The 20,722-nt window shown below is 54.0% G+C and carries 21 protein-coding genes; 13 read left to right on the top strand and 8 right to left on the bottom strand.

The window, feature by feature from the left end:
• The first annotated feature begins 473 nt into the window (after window positions 1-473).
• Window positions 474-1,793: a DUF308 domain-containing protein gene (locus NQU42_RS05985; RefSeq protein ID WP_296609857.1), complete on the top strand. Its 1,320-nt coding sequence runs from the start codon at window positions 474-476 to the stop codon at window positions 1,791-1,793.
• Between the two features lie 29 nt (window positions 1,794-1,822).
• Here the strand turns inward: NQU42_RS05985 and NQU42_RS05980 are convergent, their stop codons facing one another.
• The 3 genes from NQU42_RS05980 to NQU42_RS05970 are packed head-to-tail and all read right to left on the bottom strand — an operon-like array spanning window position 1,823 to window position 5,527.
• A complete protein-coding gene (locus NQU42_RS05980) occupies window positions 1,823-2,641 on the bottom strand; it encodes an SDR family oxidoreductase (protein WP_296609856.1) in 819 nt (272 codons plus the stop codon).
• A 23-nt stretch (window positions 2,642-2,664) separates the two neighbouring features.
• Window positions 2,665-3,537, bottom strand: coding sequence for an acetoacetate decarboxylase family protein (locus NQU42_RS05975; protein ID WP_296609854.1), 873 nt, complete (start codon window positions 3,535-3,537; stop codon window positions 2,665-2,667).
• A gap of 31 nt (window positions 3,538-3,568) precedes the next feature.
• Window positions 3,569-5,527: an FAD-dependent oxidoreductase gene (locus NQU42_RS05970; protein ID WP_296609852.1), complete on the bottom strand. Its 1,959-nt coding sequence runs from the start codon at window positions 5,525-5,527 to the stop codon at window positions 3,569-3,571.
• Between the two features lie 417 nt (window positions 5,528-5,944).
• Between NQU42_RS05970 and NQU42_RS05965 the strand changes: the two genes are divergently transcribed.
• On the top strand, window positions 5,945-6,346 hold the full coding sequence (locus NQU42_RS05965; RefSeq protein WP_296609850.1) for a hypothetical protein: 402 nt from the start codon (window positions 5,945-5,947) through the stop codon (window positions 6,344-6,346).
• Between the two features lie 192 nt (window positions 6,347-6,538).
• Here the strand turns inward: NQU42_RS05965 and NQU42_RS05960 are convergent, their stop codons facing one another.
• Window positions 6,539-7,030: a tetratricopeptide repeat protein gene (locus NQU42_RS05960; RefSeq protein ID WP_296609848.1), complete on the bottom strand. Its 492-nt coding sequence runs from the start codon at window positions 7,028-7,030 to the stop codon at window positions 6,539-6,541.
• A 33-nt stretch (window positions 7,031-7,063) separates the two neighbouring features.
• A complete protein-coding gene (locus NQU42_RS05955) occupies window positions 7,064-7,834 on the bottom strand; it encodes a DUF166 domain-containing protein (RefSeq protein ID WP_296609860.1) in 771 nt (256 codons plus the stop codon).
• Between the two features lie 272 nt (window positions 7,835-8,106).
• On the opposite strand from NQU42_RS05955, the gene NQU42_RS05950 reads away from it, so the two are divergent.
• Complete coding sequence (locus tag NQU42_RS05950; protein WP_296609847.1) at window positions 8,107-8,670, top strand: toll/interleukin-1 receptor domain-containing protein; 564 nt, start codon at window positions 8,107-8,109, stop codon at window positions 8,668-8,670.
• 222 nt (window positions 8,671-8,892) lie between these two features.
• Here NQU42_RS05950 and NQU42_RS05945 read toward each other — a convergent pair whose 3' ends face one another.
• Both NQU42_RS05945 and NQU42_RS05940 read right to left on the bottom strand, forming a co-directional pair.
• Window positions 8,893-9,777: a permease gene (locus tag NQU42_RS05945; RefSeq protein ID WP_296609845.1), complete on the bottom strand. Its 885-nt coding sequence runs from the start codon at window positions 9,775-9,777 to the stop codon at window positions 8,893-8,895.
• Between the two features lie 89 nt (window positions 9,778-9,866).
• Complete coding sequence (locus NQU42_RS05940; RefSeq protein WP_296609843.1) at window positions 9,867-10,145, bottom strand: hypothetical protein; 279 nt, start codon at window positions 10,143-10,145, stop codon at window positions 9,867-9,869.
• Window positions 10,146-10,554: 409 nt separating this feature from the next.
• On the opposite strand from NQU42_RS05940, the gene prf1 reads away from it, so the two are divergent.
• The 10 genes from prf1 to NQU42_RS05890 all read left to right on the top strand — a co-directional run bounded on the left by prf1 (window position 10,555) and on the right by NQU42_RS05890 (window position 19,866).
• Window positions 10,555-11,796 (top strand): peptide chain release factor aRF-1, encoded by a 1,242-nt coding sequence (prf1, locus tag NQU42_RS05935; RefSeq protein WP_296609842.1) that lies wholly within the window; start codon window positions 10,555-10,557, stop codon window positions 11,794-11,796.
• Window positions 11,797-11,863: 67 nt separating this feature from the next.
• On the top strand, window positions 11,864-12,277 hold the full coding sequence (locus NQU42_RS05930) for an RNA-binding domain-containing protein (RefSeq protein WP_296609841.1): 414 nt from the start codon (window positions 11,864-11,866) through the stop codon (window positions 12,275-12,277).
• Complete coding sequence (locus tag NQU42_RS05925) at window positions 12,274-13,041, top strand: sugar phosphate isomerase/epimerase family protein (RefSeq protein WP_296609838.1); 768 nt, start codon at window positions 12,274-12,276, stop codon at window positions 13,039-13,041. The genes NQU42_RS05930 and NQU42_RS05925 overlap by 4 nt, the downstream gene beginning before the upstream one ends.
• Before the next feature lie 77 nt (window positions 13,042-13,118).
• Window positions 13,119-13,790 carry a translin family protein gene (locus NQU42_RS05920; protein ID WP_296609837.1) on the top strand — a complete coding sequence of 224 codons (672 nt, stop codon included), beginning with the start codon at window positions 13,119-13,121 and terminating at the stop codon, window positions 13,788-13,790.
• A 3-nt stretch (window positions 13,791-13,793) separates the two neighbouring features.
• Entirely contained in the window at window positions 13,794-15,431 is a 1,638-nt protein-coding gene (gene sepS / locus NQU42_RS05915) for an O-phosphoserine--tRNA ligase (protein ID WP_296609835.1), read from the top strand.
• Complete coding sequence (rpiA, locus tag NQU42_RS05910) at window positions 15,409-16,113, top strand: ribose-5-phosphate isomerase RpiA (RefSeq protein WP_296609858.1); 705 nt, start codon at window positions 15,409-15,411, stop codon at window positions 16,111-16,113. Before sepS ends, rpiA begins: the two co-directional genes overlap by 23 nt.
• A complete protein-coding gene (locus NQU42_RS05905) occupies window positions 16,103-17,119 on the top strand; it encodes an S-methyl-5-thioribose-1-phosphate isomerase (RefSeq protein ID WP_296609834.1) in 1,017 nt (338 codons plus the stop codon). The genes rpiA and NQU42_RS05905 overlap by 11 nt, the downstream gene beginning before the upstream one ends.
• Window positions 17,120-17,332: 213 nt before the next feature.
• Entirely contained in the window at window positions 17,333-17,686 is a 354-nt protein-coding gene (locus tag NQU42_RS05900; RefSeq protein WP_296609833.1) for a hypothetical protein, read from the top strand.
• A gap of 237 nt (window positions 17,687-17,923) precedes the next feature.
• Window positions 17,924-18,667, top strand: coding sequence for an ABC transporter ATP-binding protein (locus NQU42_RS05895; protein WP_296609831.1), 744 nt, complete (start codon window positions 17,924-17,926; stop codon window positions 18,665-18,667).
• Entirely contained in the window at window positions 18,655-19,866 is a 1,212-nt protein-coding gene (locus tag NQU42_RS05890) for a SufD family Fe-S cluster assembly protein (RefSeq protein WP_296609830.1), read from the top strand. Before NQU42_RS05895 ends, NQU42_RS05890 begins: the two co-directional genes overlap by 13 nt.
• Window positions 19,867-19,934: 68 nt before the next feature.
• Here the strand turns inward: NQU42_RS05890 and NQU42_RS05885 are convergent, their stop codons facing one another.
• Entirely contained in the window at window positions 19,935-20,588 is a 654-nt protein-coding gene (locus tag NQU42_RS05885) for a thymidylate synthase (protein ID WP_296609828.1), read from the bottom strand.
• Between the last annotated feature and the right edge of the window lie 134 nt (window positions 20,589-20,722).

The following is a 20,722-nucleotide window of genomic DNA, read 5'->3' as shown; positions in this document are numbered from 1 at the left end:
TAACATTTCCTACCATTATATTTCAGAATAGCTTCGTCTACACCGAACCTCACTATGCCAAGCGACTTTACATTCTCGGGTTTATAATCAAGAGACTCCTTGAACCGTGTGATCCAGTAATGTACACTCGACTTGCCCACACCAAGAACTGACGCCGTCCTCCTCACACTGGATGAGACCATATAATATCGCGAAAAGATTGATTTCTAAGGCACCTTATTCCTGCTGAAGAGGGGTATGCTGGATAACACAGAAATCAAAGATGTAGATGTCATCGCCTCTTTAAATTTCATTGAAGTAACCCTATACTCAGCTCTGGCTTTTATCTTATTCGGACAGGTCCAAAGTTTTCGATGATAGGTTTATAGGTATCCTCTTCATTCATCGATCCTTCATCTGCCCTGCTCTCAGCCTGGTGTCCCTGCACTGATCGCTGGATCAGGTCGTATGTCGAGGCACTAGCACGGGGATTGATGGCGGCGAATAAGATGATCAACGGGAAACTACAGGAGGGGTCGCGGTCTCAACCGCAGTCGCAGTCCAGTATCACGAATAAAGCGGAGATCGACATATCCATCGAAGTCGTCCTGCTGGTTGTGGGCGGGGTCTTCTTTCTCCTCTTTGGAGCGCTTCTTTTCCTGATCGATAGAGGGGTGCTGCCCTATAGTGAGGGGAGCATGTATGGTATTTTTGTGGTTCTCGTATCGATGCAGGTCATTACAATGGGAAAGACGCCTTTTGGAGACGTCCTACGCTCGCGGCTGGTCGTATTCATTGGGATTTTGACAGCGATGATCGGTACCCTCGCCATCTTCTACCCTGTCCACCTGAGCGCGACGATCCGCATCCTTGCAGGCTTAATAGTCCTGATCGCTGGAACGTTTGGGATGCTGCAATTGTTCACATCCAAGGATAAGGCTAGAAAGTGGATGAAGGTCCCAGGGATCCTCCAAGAACTGACGGCCGCCTGTGCCCTTGTATATGGAATCGAGATATTATTGGGGATCATCACTCTTCGTCCGGGCATCATGCCAAATCCGCTGACAGCAGTGTTTCTTCTCATCTTTGGTACTAGTCTGTTCTTCCTTGCCCGGTGCATCCATAAGGCAACCCGCCGATATATCTCAACAGATGCGAAGAGAGTGCTGGATCCATCCAAACCAGAAAGCAGGTTCTTTCTGTTAAAAGAGACATCTTTAACGGTGGGAAACTCCTTCAACCTCTACCAGGGATCTCTCCTGATACTGCTCGGAGCCCTCGTCCTACTGATGATCCTTGGAATAATCCCCAGCTTCAATTCCGATGGCCAGCTCGGCCTTCTGCTGGTGCTGACCTCCATTCAGTTGCTGGCCCTCGGAGAGTTCATGGGAAGCGAGCTGAGTCGGTCATGGCCAGCGATAGCTTTAGGGATACTTTTTGCTGCCACAGGGTTCTTCTCTTGCATCGTCCCGGGAATCCTGAGCGGTGTTATCCAGCCGCTCATCGGGCTCCAGAACGTCCTCTCAGGAGTGCTGGTCCTTGCCACCAAGACCGTCGGTCCAATGGTGTACCAGATCTTCCAACCCCCCGCAGAACCGGTTGCCCTCCCGCCTATCGTCAGGCGATTAGCCCTAGTGCTGACGGCTACTGGGATAGTGACCATCCTCTTTGGCATAAATATGCTTGCACCTCTGCTCCTCCCTGGCCTGCTCGGTATGGTCGCCTATGCCCTGCTCCTTCCCACCCTCATAATCGTCATGGGATCCATGGTGCTGGTCTTAGTCGCTATCACCCAGAGGATAAAAGGTGAATAAGCGCCTTCTCAATAGCGCTTCTTCCTCGGCTAGACGACCCACTCACCTCTCCTGCGCTTGCGGGCGACATCGAGCAGATATGCGTCCATACCCTCTGCGACCAGAGGATTGAAGCAGTTGGTCGCACCCTCGACATCGGGATCATCGCCCAGCACGAGGCGCTCTCTCCTCGCGACCCCCTCCAGGATCCTGCTCGCCGACTGCTCGGCAGTCTGAGCGCCTTTCGGCGGCTCAAAGCCGCCAGCTGCCCAGATACCAGTTTTCGTTGTGCCAGGGGTTGCCGATGTGAAGCAGATATTCTCATCCCAATACTCATAACGAAGGGCCAGAGTTAAGGCGTTCAATGCTGCTTTTGTGGCTGAATACATCGACTGCTGAGCCATGGGTGAAAACACGATGCCTGATATCACATTAATGATATGCCCGCCGCCCTGTGCTCGCATGATTGGAATTGCGGCACGTATGCCATAGATGGCGCTGTAAAAGTTGATCGCAAAAGCCTTTCCCCAAGTCTCGTTGGTCTGCTCCTCAAATAGACCGCTCAAACCCACTCCTGCGTTGTTGAAGAGTATATCTATACGCCCTTCACCGAAGTCAGCAGACCTGGCGATCATATCCCTCACATCATCCTCGCGGGTAACGTCGCACACCAGGCCGAGCACTCTGCCAGGATATTCTCCCTCGAGCCGTGCTGTCTCACGTTCGAGCTTCTCCTTGTTGATATCTGCCAGTACGACCTTGTTGGCGCCAAAGGCCAGCATCGCCTCGCAGAGAGCCAGCCCGATTCCTGATGCGCCGCCAGTAACGACAGCTACCTTGTTCTCGTAGTACTTTTTCGTCTCACTCATTCTCTCTCCTCCCTCGAAAATCGCTATTGATATCCGTAACGCTGGTGCCCCTCGCAGATGGTCGAGCGGTCGTAACGACCGGCGAACAGGTAGCTGAAGAGGCTATCAGCCTCCCTTCCCTCGAATCTCGCCAATGCGTGCACCCCTCGAACCCAGTTGGAATTGATGGAGTATGCTGCACCAAGTGGCTTGACGACGACAAGCTCAGACCATGGATCGTCCAGCGACGGCTCCATCGAGATCGATTTTATGCTGGCCGCCTCCCAGCTCCTATAGTCCGTGACGCTGTCATATCCGAGGAGCGTGGCGTTTTGCAGGCTCACATTGTCGTCTTTGTCAGGGATGATGTCATATTTGAATAGAAAACAGTAGCCGTCTGCGCTCGCGCCTGGGACGAGGCCGGAGAATACTGCCTCCATCATGGGCTCGTTATAGCATCCCATCTCGACCTCGGCCTCGAAGATGCGCCTGCCCTTTGCCTCCACCACTGTGTGTGCGATATCATCATTTCTCTCAACGACGATCTTCTCGCACATCTTCTTGGGAAGCCCCGACATCTCGCGGCCTGAGAGCAACCCCATCTGCGCGCCAGGACCACTCAGCTGCAGGTTACAGAAATAAAGGCCGGTGTGTTCCTTGTACCTGGCACCAAGTATTCCGATGCCGGCTTCCATATACCATGGTGCGAAGGTTGGTTCCCTGATGTTGACGAAGTATGAGTAGACCTGAGGATGCTCGGGATTGATCAGTTCCAGCTGCGGCGGCAGCACACGTCGCGCAATTGTTGGATCAGTCTCCCAGAAGATGTAGAGACCCTCCTCCTCATTCATCGCAGCCCTCTTCATAAAAGCGTTGAGCTTTTCGCGTTCTATGAAATAGCTTCCGTTCTTCATCATATACCCTCTTTAGTTACCATTCCAGGAATTGTCAGGATTCAAAGACGAATGCCTTGCCATAGGCCTCCTGTGTAGCCTCAATGATCCTTCCGCCGCGGTTTGCGTCCCCGATGACATGCGCCTTTGGAAAAGCGGCCTTAAAGGCATTAACGACGTCTTTGCGGGGTTGAACTCCGAGCGCTAAGATGATGGTCTCGGCATTGACGAACACCTTCTCGCCGGTATCAACGCGCTCCAAGACGACTCCATCCTCTGTTATCTCCAAGACCTTATGTCCGAGCATATAGACCGGTCCATACTCTGATAGCCGCCGTTTTATATCAATGAGGACCATGATGGGAATGCCCTGGCCGATTTCATGCAGCATATCGACTACCGTTGTCCGGTGCCCGGCCCTCAGCACAACCTCAGCAGTCTCAAGACCGGTCATGCCAGAGCCAAGTATAATACAATCTCCTTTGAGCTGGGCTCTTCCAATGAGCACATCCTCGGCTGTGACGACATTCTTTCCGCCTATGCCAGGTATTGGCGGTATAGACGCCCTAGCGCCGCAGGCTATGAAAACCCCGCAAGGAGATAGGGCCTTGACCTTCTCGACGGTTGCCTCCTCGCCCATCCGCAGCTCGATGTCGCTTGAGTCAACCTGCGCAATCAATCCGTCGACCAGCTTTGTTATCTTCTCCTTGCCCAATCCTTTGTCTGCGACGTTCAGGGTGCCTCCTAAGCGTTTTGCCTGATCGAAGAGCACGACATGAAACCCACGTCTATCGAGAAGCAGCGCGGCCTCAATGCCGGCAGGACCACCGCCGACGACCACGACCGTTCGCCCTTGGCCGTTGTGTTTGGGGTTCTCGAACTCCCGCTCACGTCCCAGTTTAGGATTTACTGCGCATTTGACGTGGCGTTGGCTCTCTATCTCCTGGAAACAGGAGAGGCAGCCGATGCATTTGCGAATTGTCTGGGCCTCTCCTGCTTGGGCCTTGTTGCACCACTCTGGGTCTGCCAGATGCCCACGGGCCACTCCGATAAAGTCGCAGCACCCTTCGATAAGTATCTGCTCTGCCACATCTGGCTCCTTGATGTTGCAGACCGCAATAATTGGAATGTTCACATGCTTCTTTATCTCTGCAGCCATATACTTCTTCCAGCCCTGCTCGTAGGTCCCGGGCTCTATGCAGGCGCAGACCTCAGGGCTTCCCGGGATGGTGCAGCTTACATCGATGAAGTCGACCCCTGCCTTCTCTAACGCCTCGCAGATCCTGCTGCTCTCCTCGAGGTCATTTCCCTCTTTCCCGAGGAACTCCTCGACGGAGAGCCGTACGCCTATCGGGAAGTTGCCTCCGCACCGCCCGCGGATGCCTCTGATAATATCGAGCAGGAAGCGCATTCGGTTCTCTAAGCTACCGCCATAGTCGTCAGTTCTTTTGTTCAGATATGGAGAAAGAAAGCTGTTGATCAAATAGCCATGCGCGCCGTGCAGCAGGACGCCGTCAGCGCCTGCCATCTTCGTATACAATGCACCTGAGATGAAGGCTGATTCGATTCTCCCTATCTCTTCGACATCGAGTGCGCGTGGGGTCTCGGAGGCAGTAGGTGCTTTGACTGCCGATGCTGCGACTATCTGCTCGCCACCTATTGCAGAAGATCCCTGGCCGCCCGGGTGGTGGAGCTGGAAGAATATCTTTGTATCGTACTTGTGAACGACATCAACTAAACGTGCCAGTCCAGCTACGTCGGCGAGTCTTCGGGCAGCGAGCTGGCAGGTCATTGCCGCCCCCGCACCATCCAGCACACGGCAGAGCTCACTCTCTATGAGGCCGACCCCCCCTTTTGCGCGTGCCTCATAGTAAGCGATGATGTCATCGTTCACCCCCCCACCTGGCGCTGCAAGTGCTGTACCCATCGGCGTCATTACAACCCGGTTCTTGATCTCGACCCGCCCAATACGCCCACTGCTGAACAGTCTCTCGTACATGAGCTTCAACGCCAAATAGTGGAAGTTGGTAAGCATTTTGCAAAAAAGTATGTCAATACAAAGAGGATGGGTCTATCATTTTGTTTCCGCGAATTATCGGACGCCAATTTATATTCCCCATAGTTATGTAATTTTTATCTTGATACGATCGGGTCACAATTCTTGATATATTAGCTTGTCGATCGTATTGCTGTGTTGTAGAGTTCCGAAACTATTTCGCGTCTCATCTAACTCCGGCGTCATAGTCCGGGGATATGGAGCTAACCCTGGAGATGCCGTGTTGAATAATTAAGAGCTCTAAGGTCGATAGCTATCGATTTTTACTAGAATTGCAATTCGTATGAATCGAGCCTATGCTATCGGATTCTCAAACATTATTCAACACAGCACCTGGAGAAGGTTCGCTATGTTCTTCGCCAAAAACGGAAATGTATGGCCACAAAAGAGATTGCGTGGGACGTGAAGGTGTCAAGAAGGAGGGTTAAACAGATCATAAAGGCATACAAAGAGTCCGGACAGGGAACCCTTACCGGGGGTGCGTTTTGGTCGTCCCTGCAAAATCGCCTGCAAAATCGTATCGAAAAATACGGCATTAAGCAGATATTGGCCATAGTAAAGCATCCACAAACCAACAGAAAGCTAGAACGGTTCTTCTGCGAAGATACCAGGCATAGATCGGCTTTTTCTTCATTTGAAGATTTCATACGCTGGTATAACGATAGGCCTCATGGGAGCTTGGATCTAGAACGAATTGAGACTCCTGAAATGGCTTTCAGGCAAAAAATGCCTTTAGAAGCATGTTTCGCAATCGCACATAGGTTGCCTGGGTTGTGATTAATATATGAATAATTCAAACTGCATACAATTGTGACGACGGCGAAATAATTTCAGGACCAAACAGCGTATGCCACTCATTACCTCTCCTGAAGGGGGACCCTCTGCCTGATTTCCTGTAAACATGCCTCGATCCCGGATCTTTCGAGAGCTTTATGGAGATGCTAGGCTAACGTGAACGCAGGTGAGATATCACTTGCACCTCCTCGCCGCGCTCTCGAGGATCTTTGCCGTGATCATCGCAGCCCGGGCCTCCCTTGCTCTGCCGAGAGCTGCCATTGCATGGCTTTTATTGTACCATGCGCCTATGAAGTATGCGTCTATCTCGAGGGCTTTGTCAAAACATGCGAGAGCCTCCTTATATCTCCTCATCGATCCCAGCGCCATGCCCTTGTTGTTCCAGGCAAACGCATGGTTCGGATCGAGCCTGAGCGCCTCATCGTAGCTCTTCAGTGCATCCTCATATCTTCCCATGTAAGATAGAGCTATGCCGCGGTTGTTCCAAGCGTCCACGCTGGTCGGATCTCGCTCTATAGCGCGATCGTATGCCTCCAGAGCGCTCTCATATCTTCCCGAGTTGAAGTGCGAATTGCCCTTCTCGACCCACCTCTTTGCCTCTGCAGCGCCTGCTTCGCTCACAACCATCACCGCGAAAGCCCAGGCGAAGGATGAAGGAAACATCATGATTTCACATACCACACGGGTATTACAAAAACCTTACCTGGACGCAGCTCTACGGATCGCCTCATCCACCTTGTCCCTTATTATATACCCTGCCCTGTGCAGCACGGTATCTCCGATCTCAGGATCCCGGTCCATGCTCGCGGTGCATGGATATGCATGGTGAGCCTCTGAGATCCTCTCATGCATCCCGGGGTCGTCCTTCTCCATGCCGATCAGCCGTTTTGCCACAAACCACGTCGATCCGCAGGGAGCAGACCTGATGACATTGGCTGCAGCGATAACATCTCTCCCCTCTCTGCCCTTCTGGAGCACTATCTCCAGCTCAGGCTCGCCGATCATGGCTCTATCCAGAAACGCTGCTATGTTCGGCTTAAGAGGATCGGGCCTCATGGCACAGAACGGCTTGGAGAATGCGGCCTCCATGCCCAGCTCCTCCGCAGCCCTGGATACCTGGATTCTAAGCCCCAAGGGCATATCCTTCGGGCTCTCGGAGCATCCGATTATCCCCTTGACCCCGGCATCCTTCATTTTTGGGATCAATCCGAAGAGTATGTCGGGATGCACATTTATGACTATCGCGATATCCGCCTCTGGAACTGGGGGGAGCAGCGGCTCGACATCATCTATGAAATCCCCCAGAGATGCAGGATCTGGCATCTCAACAACCGCCACGATATCCTCGGCTCCGCTGTACTTTCCGCTTCTGCAGTGTGTGCAAGCCTCTCCACATGATATGCAGAATCCGGAGTAGTTGAGGAGATTGCCGATGACCCTCTCGCCGAACTCTCCGCTGTAGTACACCACAACCTTCAAGAAAGTCACATCCTGCATATACTTGGCAAGGGCTCTATGTAACAGTTTCGAAGGGTCCCTGCGATAATTGCTGAATCGTACGCACAGAAGTCATGGACAGGAAGGTTAATAGGAGTCTTCATCCAGATATAAAGTTTGAAGGCGCTTGGTCTCCGAGGACGCAATAGCGACGTTCGAATTACGGGCAGGCATTATGGGGAATGGGGCTGCTCTGATGATGCAAACTGCAGGTTATGCGCACTCAATCGAGGTCTGGATGAAACATGATATCCAAAATATACATCTCTCACAGTCAGTCTGATGCAGATCTTGCAGGAGATCTCAGTTCTGCGCTTTATCGCATATGTATCGAGTCTCTCACATCTCAGTTCAGATACCAGCGTGGCATCTCCAGGACCGGATGGGCATCCTTCGGCATAAGATCATCCGAATGCTTTGTGCCCATTGTGACATCGAACTCGATATTCTCCAGAACGGTTAATATGGAGATCGGATTTGCCAAAGCTGTAGACCATCTGATAATTCCGATCTTAGAGGATGGGGTGGAGTTGCCATTCTTCATCGAGGATGTCGTCCCCATCACATTTTCATCCGGCGCATTCGCGAACGCAGTGGCCGATCTGATAAGAATCGTCAGATCCCTCACGAGGCTGGAGTGGCTCAGGGTCAGGTGTCCGATCTGTGGAGAGGAGATGACGCAGTACCTCACACCCCAGGAGAATGTGGATCGCGCAATAAGCGAGAACCGATACCTTGAGACTGCATGCTCTTTCTGCGAGGCTGCGATCTCACTTGACCCGAGGACGTTCTCGCCGATCACAGATTGAGCTCGATGCATGAGAGCGCCGCCTCAGCTGCAATCTTCTCATGGTTTTAACCAACTCGCTGTGAATGGCGGAGCATCACCGTCGGAGCTGAATCATATTCGCTCTCTGGGAAACACGCTACTCTATCAGAACCCCATCACACAAAAATAAGACCGTAGCGGGGAGAGCTCCGTCTTCCTCACTGCCTGGAGACGTTGGCCACTCCGGCGAGTTAAAAATGACCTACATGAGGTTTGTCAGGTAACCTGCAGCTATTGCCGTGGTGAAGATTGTGAGCACAAATGCCGCGAGCAGCCTCTTCTCGAAGATGGCCGAGAGGAGGGATAGCTCGGGGATGCTTGCCCCAGCACCACCTATGACGAGCGCGAGCACAGCCCCGACGCTCATGCCCTTATCGATGAGAGCCAGGCCGATTGGAAGAATCATCTCAGCCCTGATGTAGAGGGGGATGCCGATTAGGGCAGCTGCGGGGATGGCAAGAGGGTTGTCCCGCCCTGCGATCCGGACGACAAGATCTGATGGCACAAAACCGTAAATGAACGCCCCAATACCTGCACCAAGCAGAAGGTACGGCATGAGCTGGCGAAAGAGGGCGATGGCAAAATCAGCAGATCTCCGTATCCTCGATCCTGCATCCTGAGTTGGCTGATCGTCCCTCATAAAAGCCACAGATTTCACCTGCGACTCGAAGCCAAGGGCATTCAGCACCAGACCGGCCGAAACCGCCACCCCAAAGGTTACGATTAGGTACAGCAGAGCAACCCTCCATCCCAGCAGCACGACGAAGAGCGATACTATGACTGGATTCAGCAGTGGTGAAGAGAACAGAAATGCCATGCATGCTGTAAATGGGACTCCGGCATTGAGCATCCCAAGAAGCAGCGGTATTGTGGAGCAGGAGCAGAACGGCGTGAGCGCCCCAAAAGCAGCACCTAAAACGCTGCCTGCAATGATGTGTCTGCCGCCAAGAGCTCTCTTTACAGTCTCATCCGGCACATACTCGTGAATGAGTCCCACTAGAAAGGTCACACCTATGAACAGAACAGTCAATTCTAACGCGATCATCATAAAGAAATCGATAGCTACCACCAAATTGTCATGAAACATCCCGACCACCCCGAATATCCAGAGCCCGATGCAGGTAAGGCATCAGTTATCCTGCATCCAAAAATATGAAAATGGGCAAACGACGGGCTCTACTTCGTTCTGGCCTCGTAGTACCGCCTGTACTCCCTCAAGAAGGCCTCTTTGTAAAGCTGTTCCGCTCCCTCAGCGATGTAGTTGAATCTCCTGAGGTCTTTTACAAGCTCATCACCGATCGCCTCATCAGGCGTTTTTCCCTTCCGGAAATAATCCTGGAAGACCTCGTTCATTCCCATGATACCTATGAGGCGACCTCCGACGTTTATCTGCTGAAGGCTGACAACACGCCCGCAGCAACCACCGCTCATCCTGCCAAAGATCTTGTCCAGCAAGCCACCACCCAGAACGTATCGATCTTGATTGATATATAAACGTTATGCATGGCAATTTTAGTAGCTTTGTAAAGCCGAATGAAACATACATATCTACAAATGATGATCCGAAGTAATCGATGACGATCGGCTCAACGAGGACCGCACGGTTCGCGTGCCCGCATCCCTGAATTCAGAGGCATGCGACCTCGGTGGGTTCATGCGGGTTGATGGTGCACGCTGATCTCGACAGCCTGCCCAGCTTTCGGGTACACGACTGTTTCATCTCAGTTCATGCTTATTCCTGGGAGCCCGTTCACGCATCCAGCCCCCAACCAGAATCCGCGGTTGATCCCCCTGCATCCAGCCACGCAAAGGATTTTATCTGGGTCTGTGGCTACTTCAGGCAGTATCAATCTGAGGAGAGAAGATGGAGATCTCTGCACAGGAAAAGTATGAGTTCAAGCGTCTGCTGGATGAGCTCAGATCGAAATCCGGAAGGGGCACAGAGCTCATCTCACTGTATATCCCGCCGGACAAGCAGATCTCGGACGTGATGGCCCAGCTCAGGGAGGAGCACGGCCAGGCTGCCAACATAAAGTCGAAGCTCACGAGGACCAACGTCCAGAGCGCGCTGGAGTCGGCGATGGCCAGGCTCCGGCTGATCCCAAGGCCTCCTGAGAACGGTGTCGTTCTATTCATCGGCGCAGTCGACATCGGCGGCAACAGGACAGACATGTACACAAAGGTCATAGAGCCGCCGGAGCCGATCACCACATACCGCTACCACTGCGATTCGTCGTTCCTTCTCACGCCGCTTGAAGAAATGCTCTCCGAGAAGAAGACATTTGGTCTCATAGTTCTCGACAGAAGGGAGGCGACAATAGGCATACTCAAGGGCAAGAGGATAGAGCCCCTGAAGCACCTCACATCAACAGTTCCTGGAAAGCAGAGGAAAGGGGGGCAGTCCTCTCACAGGTTCCAGCAGCTTAGGCTCATAGCCATCCACGACTTCTACAAGAGGATCGGCGAGGCTGCGAACGATGCGTTTCTTAGCATAGATCCAAAGGAGCTTCAGGGCATACTCATAGGCGGCCCATCCCCAACAAAGGAGGAGTTCGTCGCCGGAAACTTCCTCCACCATGAGCTCCAGAGGAAGATACTGGATGCATTCGATGTCTCATACACAGATGAGGCTGGCCTCTCGGAGCTCGTCGAGGCTGCGCAGGAGAGGCTGCTTGATCTTGAGCTCACCCAGGAGAAGCTGGCCATGCGCCGGTTCATGAAGGAGCTCGTGAGCGACAGAGGTCTCGCATCTTACGGAGAGAAAGAGGTGCGCCAGAACCTCGCCCTCGGCGCGGTTGATCTACTTCTTCTCTCAGAGGGACTCATAAAGACAAGAGCCAAGGTCAGATGTCAGAACCAGAGCTGTGATTATTCAGAGGAGAGGACGAGAACACCATCATCCCCATCGCTGGGAACGTGCCCCAAGTGCGGCTCGCCCCTCACGATAACAGAGGAGGTGGATCTGATAACGGAGCTCTCCCAGCTTGCTGAGCAGAGCGGAGCAGCTGTTAAGATCATATCAACAGACTTCGAGGAGGGCGCCCAGCTCCTTCACGCCTTCGGCGGGATCGCGGCTGTGCTGAGGTACAAGACATCACACCGCTGAGGGATCTCCTTGCGACCCCGCTCTCATGAACTGAGCATGAAAATCCATTGGAAAAAGTGAGACAAGCATGATCGAAGTCACGGTTCGCGCCCTGGTGAAGCCCACCGAGAGGGTGGAAAGGGTTGTGGTGGCCATAGAGCGCATATTCCCAGACCTCACGCTTGACATAAGGGATGATATGGTACAGGGTTACGGGGGGATATCCTCTCTCCGGGTTTTCCGCAAGATATTAAGAGATGAGAGGATACTGGACACAGCGAGGTCTGTGATGCTTGCTGGCAGGATAGGCGATTCGTATCAGTTCAGGATAAGCAAGCCCGGAGCTTTCATGGGGCGTGTTGGCTTCCCGCCAGAGGAAGAGCCGCTCGGATCTATACATGTGGAGATATCCGGCGACGAGAAGGTCCTGGACTGGCTTGCGCCCAGAACTGTTGATGGCAAGCCTGTGATGGAGATAGAGCTTGATGAGGTGGAGCCATGATAAGTTTCTCCTCAAGCGCACTGGTCAACAGGCCGTTCGACTGGGCATACCAGCTTGAGGATTTAGGATACACCGGCTGGGAGATAGTCTGCGAGGGCATGCAGCGGCTCACCGAAGATAACGTGGACGAGGCGAGGAAGATAGCGGAGACGACAGATCTGGTTATAACACTCCATCTGCCATACTCAGATCTCAACCTTGCATCCGTGAACCAGCCGATATGGGAAGAGAGCGTCAGGCAGATGAAGAGCTGTTTGACTCTGGCGGCGGATCTCGCAGAGCTCGCTGTGGTTCACCCCGGCCATCTATCCCCTCTCGGGACGCAGGTGCCGGACCGCGCATGGGAGCAGAACATTCTCGGAATAAGGAGCATATGCGATCACGCCGCTGACCTGGGGATCACAATTGCTGTTGAGAACATGGTCAACATACCCACGCTGCTGGGCAGGGCGCCGTTCGAGATCGTTGGGATCATGGAGACAGTCGACAGGGAGAACCTGGGTTTCACGCTCGATGTTGGGCATGCAAACACAAACGGAAACCTGAAGGAGTTCCTGGAGCTCAGAGACAGGATAACACACGTCCACATACACGACAACCACGGTGAGAGGGATGAGCATCTTCCTGTCGGCTCCGGGACCGTCGACTGGCAGCTTGTATTCTCCTCGCTCAACGGATACAGGGGAAGATACGTCACGGAGGCCAGATCCCTCGTGCAGGGCCAGACGAGCCTGAGCAGGATAAGAAGGTTTATGAAACAGTGAGGATTTGTTCCAGAGTCCGAAGGATGTGATCGCCGCTTATATTGAGAACTGCAGGCGATATCGATCAAACTCACTAAATGATCCCTAAAGATGAATCACACAAGAGCGATCTGGACGATCTCATCGATGAGCTCCTAAAACACTTCGATGAGAAGGATGCTGCCAGGGAGGAGTCTCTGAGGCGGTCCAGAATCGTCATCAGGTTATCCTCAACCGCCATACGCGCCACTCACAGAAGGGAGCGGAGCGAGGCGGAGGTGCGCCTTAAAGAGGCGCGGGAGCATCTCTCAGAGATAAAGGACCTCCTGCGAGATCACCAGGACGTGAGATACTCAGGATTCGTGGACGATGCAGAGCAGGAGTTCGTCGAGGCGAGCGTTCTGTACTCACTGATATTTGAGGGGAGAATGCCCACGCATCAGGATCTCGATGTAGATCCGGTGAGCTATCTCAGCGGTCTTGGCGATCTGACGGGCGAGCTCAGGCGGAGCATACTGGAATTAATAAGAAACGGCAGGCCTGAGGATGGGGAGGTCCTCCTCGAGATAATGGAGGAGATATACCACATGCTCATGAGGTTCGATTATCCTGAGGCGATCATGCGCGGGCTCCGCCGGAAGACAGATCTGGCGAGGTCGATGATAGAGAGGACGCGCGGCGATATAACAAACGCCATCCAGATACAGTCCCTCGAGAGGCATCTCGCCCTTCTGGAGGATAAGCTTAAAGGCTCGTACTCAGATCTCTAGAGCATGAAGTTCGACCCGGCCGAGATCAGAGAGGCTGCTGAAAAGGACTTTGATAGCGCATGGAAGCGTGGCGTTGATTATCTCGAGAGGCCATCGCCGGAGAGGATCTATCCGAGAAGGAGCTATCCTCACGGAAGACCGCATCCTGTCTTCGAGACGATCCAGAGGCTCAGGCAGGCCTACCTGCGCATGGGGTTCACAGAGATGATGAATCCTGTTATAGTTGATGCGCAGGAGGTCCGCAGACAGTTCGGATCTGAGGCGCTTGCTGTTCTTGACAGATGCTTTTACCTTGCAGGCCTGCCGCGGCCGGATGTTGGCATCTCAGAGAGCAGGCTCTCGATGATCAGATCGATATTGGGGAGGGATCTCACCGCTGAGGAGATAGAGGCTCTGAGAGAGGTCCTGCACAGCTACAAGAAGGGCGCTGTGGAGGGCGATGACCTGGTTCCGGAGATCTCCAGAGCGATCAACGCCTCAGACTCGCAGGTCTCGATGATGCTCGAGAGCGTCTTCCCCGAGTTCAGAGAGCTCAGGCCGGAGCCCACGAGCAGGACCCTGAGGAGCCACATGACCTCTGGGTGGTTCGTATCGCTCTCGAACCTGTGGTACAGGACGCCCCTGCCCGTGCGTCTTTTCTCGATAGACAGATGCTTCAGAAGGGAGCAGTCGGAGGATGCAGCCCGCCTGATGTCCTATCACTCTGCGAGCTGCGTTGTGATGGACGAGGAGATGTCTGTGGATGAAGGGAAGGCGATATCAGAGGGGCTTCTGAGCCAGTTCGGCTTCGAGAACTTCAGGTTCAGGCCGGACGAGAAGCGCTCCAAGTACTACATCCCGGGGACGCAGATAGAGGTCTACGCCTACCATCCAGGACTTGTGGGTTCGGAGACGAAGTACGGGAGCGGCTGGGTCGAGATAGCAACATTTGGCGTCTACTCGCCAACGGCTCTTGCCCAGTACGATATCCCATACCCGGTTCTGAACCTCGGGCTTGGCGTTGAGCGCCTGGCGATGATACTCTACGGATCGAAGGACCTGCGTGCTCTATCTTACCCGCAGCTCCAGCCAGACTGGAGCCTGAAGCCGATCGAGATCGCCAGGATGATACATGTGGATAAGAGCCCGATGACCAGCACAGGGAGAGAGATCGCGAGATCTATCGTGGAGACTTGTGTGAGGTACGGAAACACGCCATCACCATGCGAGTTCAACGCGTGGGAGGGCGAGCTCTTCGGCCGGAGGGTCAGTGTTTCTGTGGTCGAGCCGGAGGAGAACACAAAGCTCTGCGGTCCTGCTTACCTCAACGAGATTGTTGTCTACAAGAACGAGATACTTGGAATACCGAGAACTCCGAAGTGGGAGGCCGCCTTCGAGGAGGGCGTTCAGACCGGCATAAGATTCATAGATGCGTTCGCGGAGCTGGCAGCGCATGAGGTCGAGATGGCGACCATTGAGGGCAGGGAGAGCGAGACCAGGGTTAGGATCGTGAGGACCGCGGGCGAGATCAATGTGAGAATCGACCCAGCGCTGGAGAGATACATCACAAGCTACAAGAAACGCATAGATATCCGCGGGCCGGTGTTCACAACAGTGCGCTCGAAGATTCTGCAGGGGGATCAATACGGAGAGAAGGCCTGATACCAACATCGATGAAAAAAAGCTTGCTGGAGAGTCAGCGGCCTTGCTTGTCAGGGATGGCATGGTCGTTGGCCTCGGAACAGGCTCCACAGTCGCATGGACGATAAGGGCGATCGGCAGGATGATCGAGAACGGCCTCGATATTCTCGGCGTTCCAACATCGTATCAGTCGGAGGCGCTGGCGATAGAGTGCGGTATTCCGCTTACAACCCTCTCACAGAATCCGCTGCTGGACCTGGCCATAGATGGCGTCGATCAGATCGACATGAGGATGAACGCCATCAAGGGCGGAGGTGCTGCGCACACCAGGGAGAAGGTGGTATCGATCTCTTCCAAACGTTTCGTGATTGTAGCAGATGGATCGAAGTATGTGGAGGTGCTGAACAGATCCGTTCCTGTCGAGGTCCTGCCGTTTGCAGCAAGGGTCGTCGAGCGCGAGATCATCAGAATTGGTGGGTCTCCTGTGATACGCCAGGCCTGTATGAAGGATGGGCCTGTGATAACAGACAACGGCAACTTTGTGATGGATGTATCGTTTGGAGAGATCCGGGATCCTGCGGCTCTCGCTCGGGAGATATCGCAGATACCGGGCGTGGTTGAGCACGGGATATTCACAAGAATACATGAGCTCCACCTCGCCCGCAACGGAAATGTGGAGGTGATTCGCAGAGATGATCTCTGAATCCAGGACCATATGGTGGGACGATGGGATAAAGACCATCGACCAGACCAGGCTCCCCGCGGAGTTTGTAGTGATCACGATCAGAAGCGTGAGGGAGCTCGTAAACGCGATAACCTCCCTCAAGATACGCGGCGCGCCCGCGCTCGGCGCCGCCGGCGGGTACGGCATCGCCCTGGCCGCGATGAGGTCTGGGTTTCCTGACAGGGATGGTGTGCTGCACGAGATGGAGATAGCTGGAGAGATGATCAAAAGCTCGAGGCCGACAGCGATCAACCTCTCATGGGGTGTGGACCGGGTTCTGAGAGCGGCTCAGGCCGGAGAGATCGCTGATGAGGTGAGGGAGATCGCGCTTCGAGAGGCTGAGCGGATCGCAGAAGAAGATCTGATCATCAACAGGATGATCGGCAGGAACGGCGCGAAGCTCCTGAACGATGGCGACAGAGTTCTGACGCACTGCAACGCCGGCAGGCTTGCCTGTGTCGGGTGGGGCACAGCCCTAGGCGTGATACGCCAGGCTGTGATGGATGGAAAGGAGATTCATGTGTATGCATGCGAAACCAGGCCCCTGAACCAGGGATCGAGGCTCACCACGTGGGAGCTGATGGAGGATGGCATAGATGTGACGCTGATATGCGATAGCGCCTCTGGAATGCTGATGCGCAGGGGGATGATAGATAAGGCGATTGTGGGAGCTGACAGGATCACCAAGGACGCGGTCTTCAACAAGATAGGGACCTACACGCATGCTGTTCTCGCGAAGGCGCACGGAGTTCCATTCTATGTGGCAGCGCCGCTCTCGACATTCGATGCGGCACACGATGAGACTGGGATAGTTATCGAGGAGAGGGAGGGAGACGAGCTCAGACGTCTCGGAGACACGAGGCTCGCGCCCGGGGATGTGAAAGTTTACAATCCCGCGTTTGACGCCACGCCGGTCGATCTTGTCAGCGCGATAATAACAGAGAAGGGAGTGTTCAGACCGCCTCTCATGCCTCCTGGCATCTGAGTCTGCTCGCACCACCGGATCGGCAGGATCTGACCTACATCATGAGCATACTGTATGGTATTTCCGTTTCAGCATGCTCTATTCAATGGTCAGGCTACGATCCAGGCATGAGAGATGCCGAAACCAACAGTTAGATATCCTGACAGAGATAACTTCATGCAGCTTTGAGGGCTCAGGTAGGACATTCAAGAAGCTCTGTTTGGTGGTTGGAACATGAGGACGATATCGGTTATTTCTGTGCTGATCCTGCTTCTCGTATCCGGCTGTCTTGAGCAGGAGAACCCCCAGAGCAGCTCGGCACCCTCAGAGCTGACCGCGAAGATCATCTCCCCGAAGGCGGGGGCTGTCCTCTCAAAGGGTCCTGTGGTCATGGAGGCCAGAGCGAGCGGCGGAAGAGGCCCGTACACCTACGAATGGTGGTCTAGCATGGACCGCTACCTGGGGTCGGGAAGCAGGATAAATGTAGATTCGAGCAGGCTGAAGAGGGGTGAGCATCTCATAGTCGTTAAGGTCCGTGACTCCGCCGGAAAAAAGGTGCAGGGGAGCGTCATCGTGGATGTGGTCTGAAGCTCCGCATCCTCAAGATCCCTCGGCATACACACGTGATTTCCGGCACACCGCCCTTCCGGGATGATGTGCTGTGTTGAATAATGTTTGAGAATCCGATAGTAAAGGCTGGATTCATACGAATTGCAATTCTAGTAAAAATCGATAGCTCTCGACCTTAGAACTCTTAATTATTCAACACAGCAGGATGATGCGAAAGTGTAAATAAAGAGAAAAGTCAAAGGAAATCCACCAACCATGGAGGTGTTCGGGCTGCTTGAGATAGAGGATCTGCACGTCAGCATCGGCGGCCGGATGGTTCTGAAGGGCATAAACCTCAAGATCGATAGGGGAGAGAATCATGCCCTCTTCGGGCCGAACGGATGCGGCAAGACCACGCTGCTCAATACGATAGCAGGCGTGCCCAGATATGTCGTGGAGAGCGGGAGGATACTGTTTAAAGGAAAGGATATAACTCACCTGCCAATGGATGAGCGGGCCAGGATGGGGATAGGGATCGCGTTTCAGAGCCCGCCTGCAATAAGGGGGCTGAAGCTCAAGGATCTCATAAAGCTGTGCAACCCTGAGGCGAAACCGGAGAAGGTTCTGATGGAGATGAACTTCCTGGAGTTTGCGGATCGTGAGGTCAATCGGGGCTTCTCCGGCGGCGAGATCAAGAGATCCGAGATGGCCCAGCTGCTTGCGCAGAGGCCTGAGCTTGTGATGCTCGACGAGCCGGACTCTGGAGTGGATCTGGAGAACATAAAGCTTATCGGCAGGGCGATAAACAAGCTCACAGAGAAGGACACGAAGCCGAGCAAGAGGACCCGATCGGGCATCATAATAACTCATTTCGGCCATATACTCGATTACATCTCAGTAGACAAGGCCCATGTTATGATGGAGGGCACGATAGTCTGCACAGGCAGCCCGAGGGAGATACTGGAGCAGATCAAGACAAGAGGATACGAGGGGTGTGTCAGGTGCCTATGTCCGACATAGCTGAGAGGGCGAAGAAGGCTCTGGGCAAGAAGGCGACCTACGGTCCGGATGTTGATCTGGAGAAGTACGATGTCGAGGCGAAGCCGCACGAGGAGATTCAGCGACTTGAGGAGGTTCCGGAGGACGTCAGGAAGGCAGCGCTGAATGTCGGCGTGAGTCTGGAGAAGGAGGTCGGAGGCGCCTACATCCAGATGGACCAGACACCGGTCGTCGCGAGATCCTCAACAGAGGGCATAGAGGTGCTGGATATAGCAACCGCTCTGAAGAAGTATGATGGCCTGAAGGACTACTGGTGGAAGCTTGTTCCTGTGGACCAGGACAAGTACACTGCGGACGTCGCGCTGCATCCGCCTGCAGGGTACTTTCTGAGGGCGAAGAGTGGCGCGAAGACGATATTCCCGCTGAAGAGCTGCCTCTATCTCGGGCAGACGAACCTGAACCAGAGGGTGCACAACATAATAATAGCGGAGGAGGGCAGCGAGCTTCACGTCATCACAGGGTGCACGACTCCAAGCCATGTGCAGAAAGGTCTGCATATTGGTGTATCTGAGTTCTTCATAAAGAAGGGCGCTCACGTCAGCTTCACCATGATCCACAGCTGGGGGCGCGAGGTCGATGTCAGGCCGAGGACAGGTATATACATGGAGGAGGGCGCCACGCTGTCGAACAACTACATCTGCCTGACGCCGGCAAAGACCCTTCAGACATACCCGAAGGCGATACTTGATGGGCCAGGTGCGGTCGCCAGCTTCAACACTGTGCTGTACGCGAAGGAGGGGCATCTCGACACCGGAAGCGAGATAGTCCTCAGGGCGCCGAGATGCAGCGCAGACTCCATAACAAGAGCTGTCTCGGTCGGTGGAGAGATAATAACCCGCGGGAAGATGGTCGGCGAGGTGCCCGATGTCAAGGCGCATCTGGAATGCGTCGGGCTGATACTCTCTGAGAAGGGGAGGATAGACTCCATACCAGAGCTGGATGGGAGATGTGGCGGCCTCGACATGTCTCACGAGGCTGCAGTCGGCAAGATCTCTGAGCTGGAGCTGGAGTACCTCATGGCGAGGGGCCTGACAAAGGACCAGGCAACAGGGGTCATCGTCAGAGGATTCCTCGACGTGGAGATAAAGGGCCTGCCAGAATCCCTCAGGGATGAGCTGAGGAAAATAACGCAGCTCCAGGAGCTGCATGGAGGATCTTAAATATAGAGCTAGTCTTAAATAATTGTCTTCAAGCAAGTCGAAGGGAGGACTTCGCTTTCATCCCCAGCCTAAAGGCCCGCATGCCCCTCCCCCACGATCAGACCCTCCACCCAGTCCCAGTCGTGCTCATAGATGTGGGCTGATGCGCTGAGCGTGGTGATGCTCCCAGGTACCGTTCCTGTCTCCCCTGAAACGTGGTGGAGGAGTTTCGTCAGAGCGTATAGGTTCGCGGGATAAGCTCCGGCGAAGTCGTGGCTCCTGAACATCGCGGTCAGGTTCAGCCTGCCGGATCTCATCTTGAAATCGCAGACGACCATGCACGGCACCTCCTCTCTCCTGTGATCCACCGGAGGAATCCATGTCACCGCGGTCGCCCTTCTCGTCCTGGGATTTTTTTTAAGGCGATTTACGATCTCAGCGATCTGATCCACCTCGCCGTTCCAGGATCTGAGACGCTCTCCGTAGGTGTACTCGAAGCCGGGGTTCTCGGGAGAGAGAAGCTGTGATGCATACTCATCCAGACGATCCTCTGTCCACGGGTACTCGCGGGGAGCAACACAGGAGCTCGCATCCTCTATGACAACCAGGAGGTTCATCAGCTCCTTTGTCTTAGAGCCCCTCTCGTCCTCGATCTCGGCGCCCTGCCGCCATATGATGATCAAACCTCGCCGCCAAGCTTCATCAACTGTTCTGGCACGAACAAGCCGACCGATGTTATTCATGATACCGATCCTGAACGCTCAGAGGTTCCAAGAATCTTATTTGGTCTCGCATGAGCTGTCGCAATCACTTTTTGCCATCACCTGCATCAATCCCACTGGTTCAACGATAATTGCAGATATCAATGCATCCCACA

The organism is Methanothrix sp. (genome assembly GCF_024518575.1).
In the GTDB taxonomy this organism is placed as follows: domain Archaea; phylum Halobacteriota; class Methanosarcinia; order Methanotrichales; family Methanotrichaceae; genus Methanothrix_B.
Note: the sequence above shows the minus strand (reverse complement) of the source record. Positions and strands in the feature narration are given on the sequence as shown.

Excerpts from the sequence above, each read along its gene's own strand:
- NQU42_RS05950 (WP_296609847.1), top strand. The coding sequence starts at position 8,107 with ATGATATCCAAAATATACATCTCTCACAGTCAGTCTGATGCAGATCTT.
- NQU42_RS05960 (WP_296609848.1), bottom strand. The coding sequence starts at position 7,030 with ATGATGTTTCCTTCATCCTTCGCCTGGGCTTTCGCGGTGATGGTTGTG.
- NQU42_RS05930 (WP_296609841.1), top strand. The coding sequence starts at position 11,864 with ATGATCGAAGTCACGGTTCGCGCCCTGGTGAAGCCCACCGAGAGGGTG.
- sepS (WP_296609835.1), top strand. The coding sequence starts at position 13,794 with ATGAAGTTCGACCCGGCCGAGATCAGAGAGGCTGCTGAAAAGGACTTT.
- NQU42_RS05885 (WP_296609828.1), bottom strand. The coding sequence starts at position 20,588 with ATGAATAACATCGGTCGGCTTGTTCGTGCCAGAACAGTTGATGAAGCT.
- NQU42_RS05905 (WP_296609834.1), top strand. The coding sequence starts at position 16,103 with ATGATCTCTGAATCCAGGACCATATGGTGGGACGATGGGATAAAGACC.
- NQU42_RS05900 (WP_296609833.1), top strand. The coding sequence starts at position 17,333 with ATGAGGACGATATCGGTTATTTCTGTGCTGATCCTGCTTCTCGTATCC.
- NQU42_RS05920 (WP_296609837.1), top strand. The coding sequence starts at position 13,119 with ATGATCCCTAAAGATGAATCACACAAGAGCGATCTGGACGATCTCATC.
- prf1 (WP_296609842.1), top strand. The coding sequence starts at position 10,555 with ATGGAGATCTCTGCACAGGAAAAGTATGAGTTCAAGCGTCTGCTGGAT.
- NQU42_RS05965 (WP_296609850.1), top strand. The coding sequence starts at position 5,945 with ATGGCCACAAAAGAGATTGCGTGGGACGTGAAGGTGTCAAGAAGGAGG.
- NQU42_RS05985 (WP_296609857.1), top strand. The coding sequence starts at position 474 with ATGGCGGCGAATAAGATGATCAACGGGAAACTACAGGAGGGGTCGCGG.
- NQU42_RS05980 (WP_296609856.1), bottom strand. The coding sequence starts at position 2,641 with ATGAGTGAGACGAAAAAGTACTACGAGAACAAGGTAGCTGTCGTTACT.
- NQU42_RS05945 (WP_296609845.1), bottom strand. The coding sequence starts at position 9,777 with ATGTTTCATGACAATTTGGTGGTAGCTATCGATTTCTTTATGATGATC.
- NQU42_RS05925 (WP_296609838.1), top strand. The coding sequence starts at position 12,274 with ATGATAAGTTTCTCCTCAAGCGCACTGGTCAACAGGCCGTTCGACTGG.
- NQU42_RS05895 (WP_296609831.1), top strand. The coding sequence starts at position 17,924 with ATGGAGGTGTTCGGGCTGCTTGAGATAGAGGATCTGCACGTCAGCATC.
- NQU42_RS05975 (WP_296609854.1), bottom strand. The coding sequence starts at position 3,537 with ATGATGAAGAACGGAAGCTATTTCATAGAACGCGAAAAGCTCAACGCT.
- NQU42_RS05890 (WP_296609830.1), top strand. The coding sequence starts at position 18,655 with ATGTCCGACATAGCTGAGAGGGCGAAGAAGGCTCTGGGCAAGAAGGCG.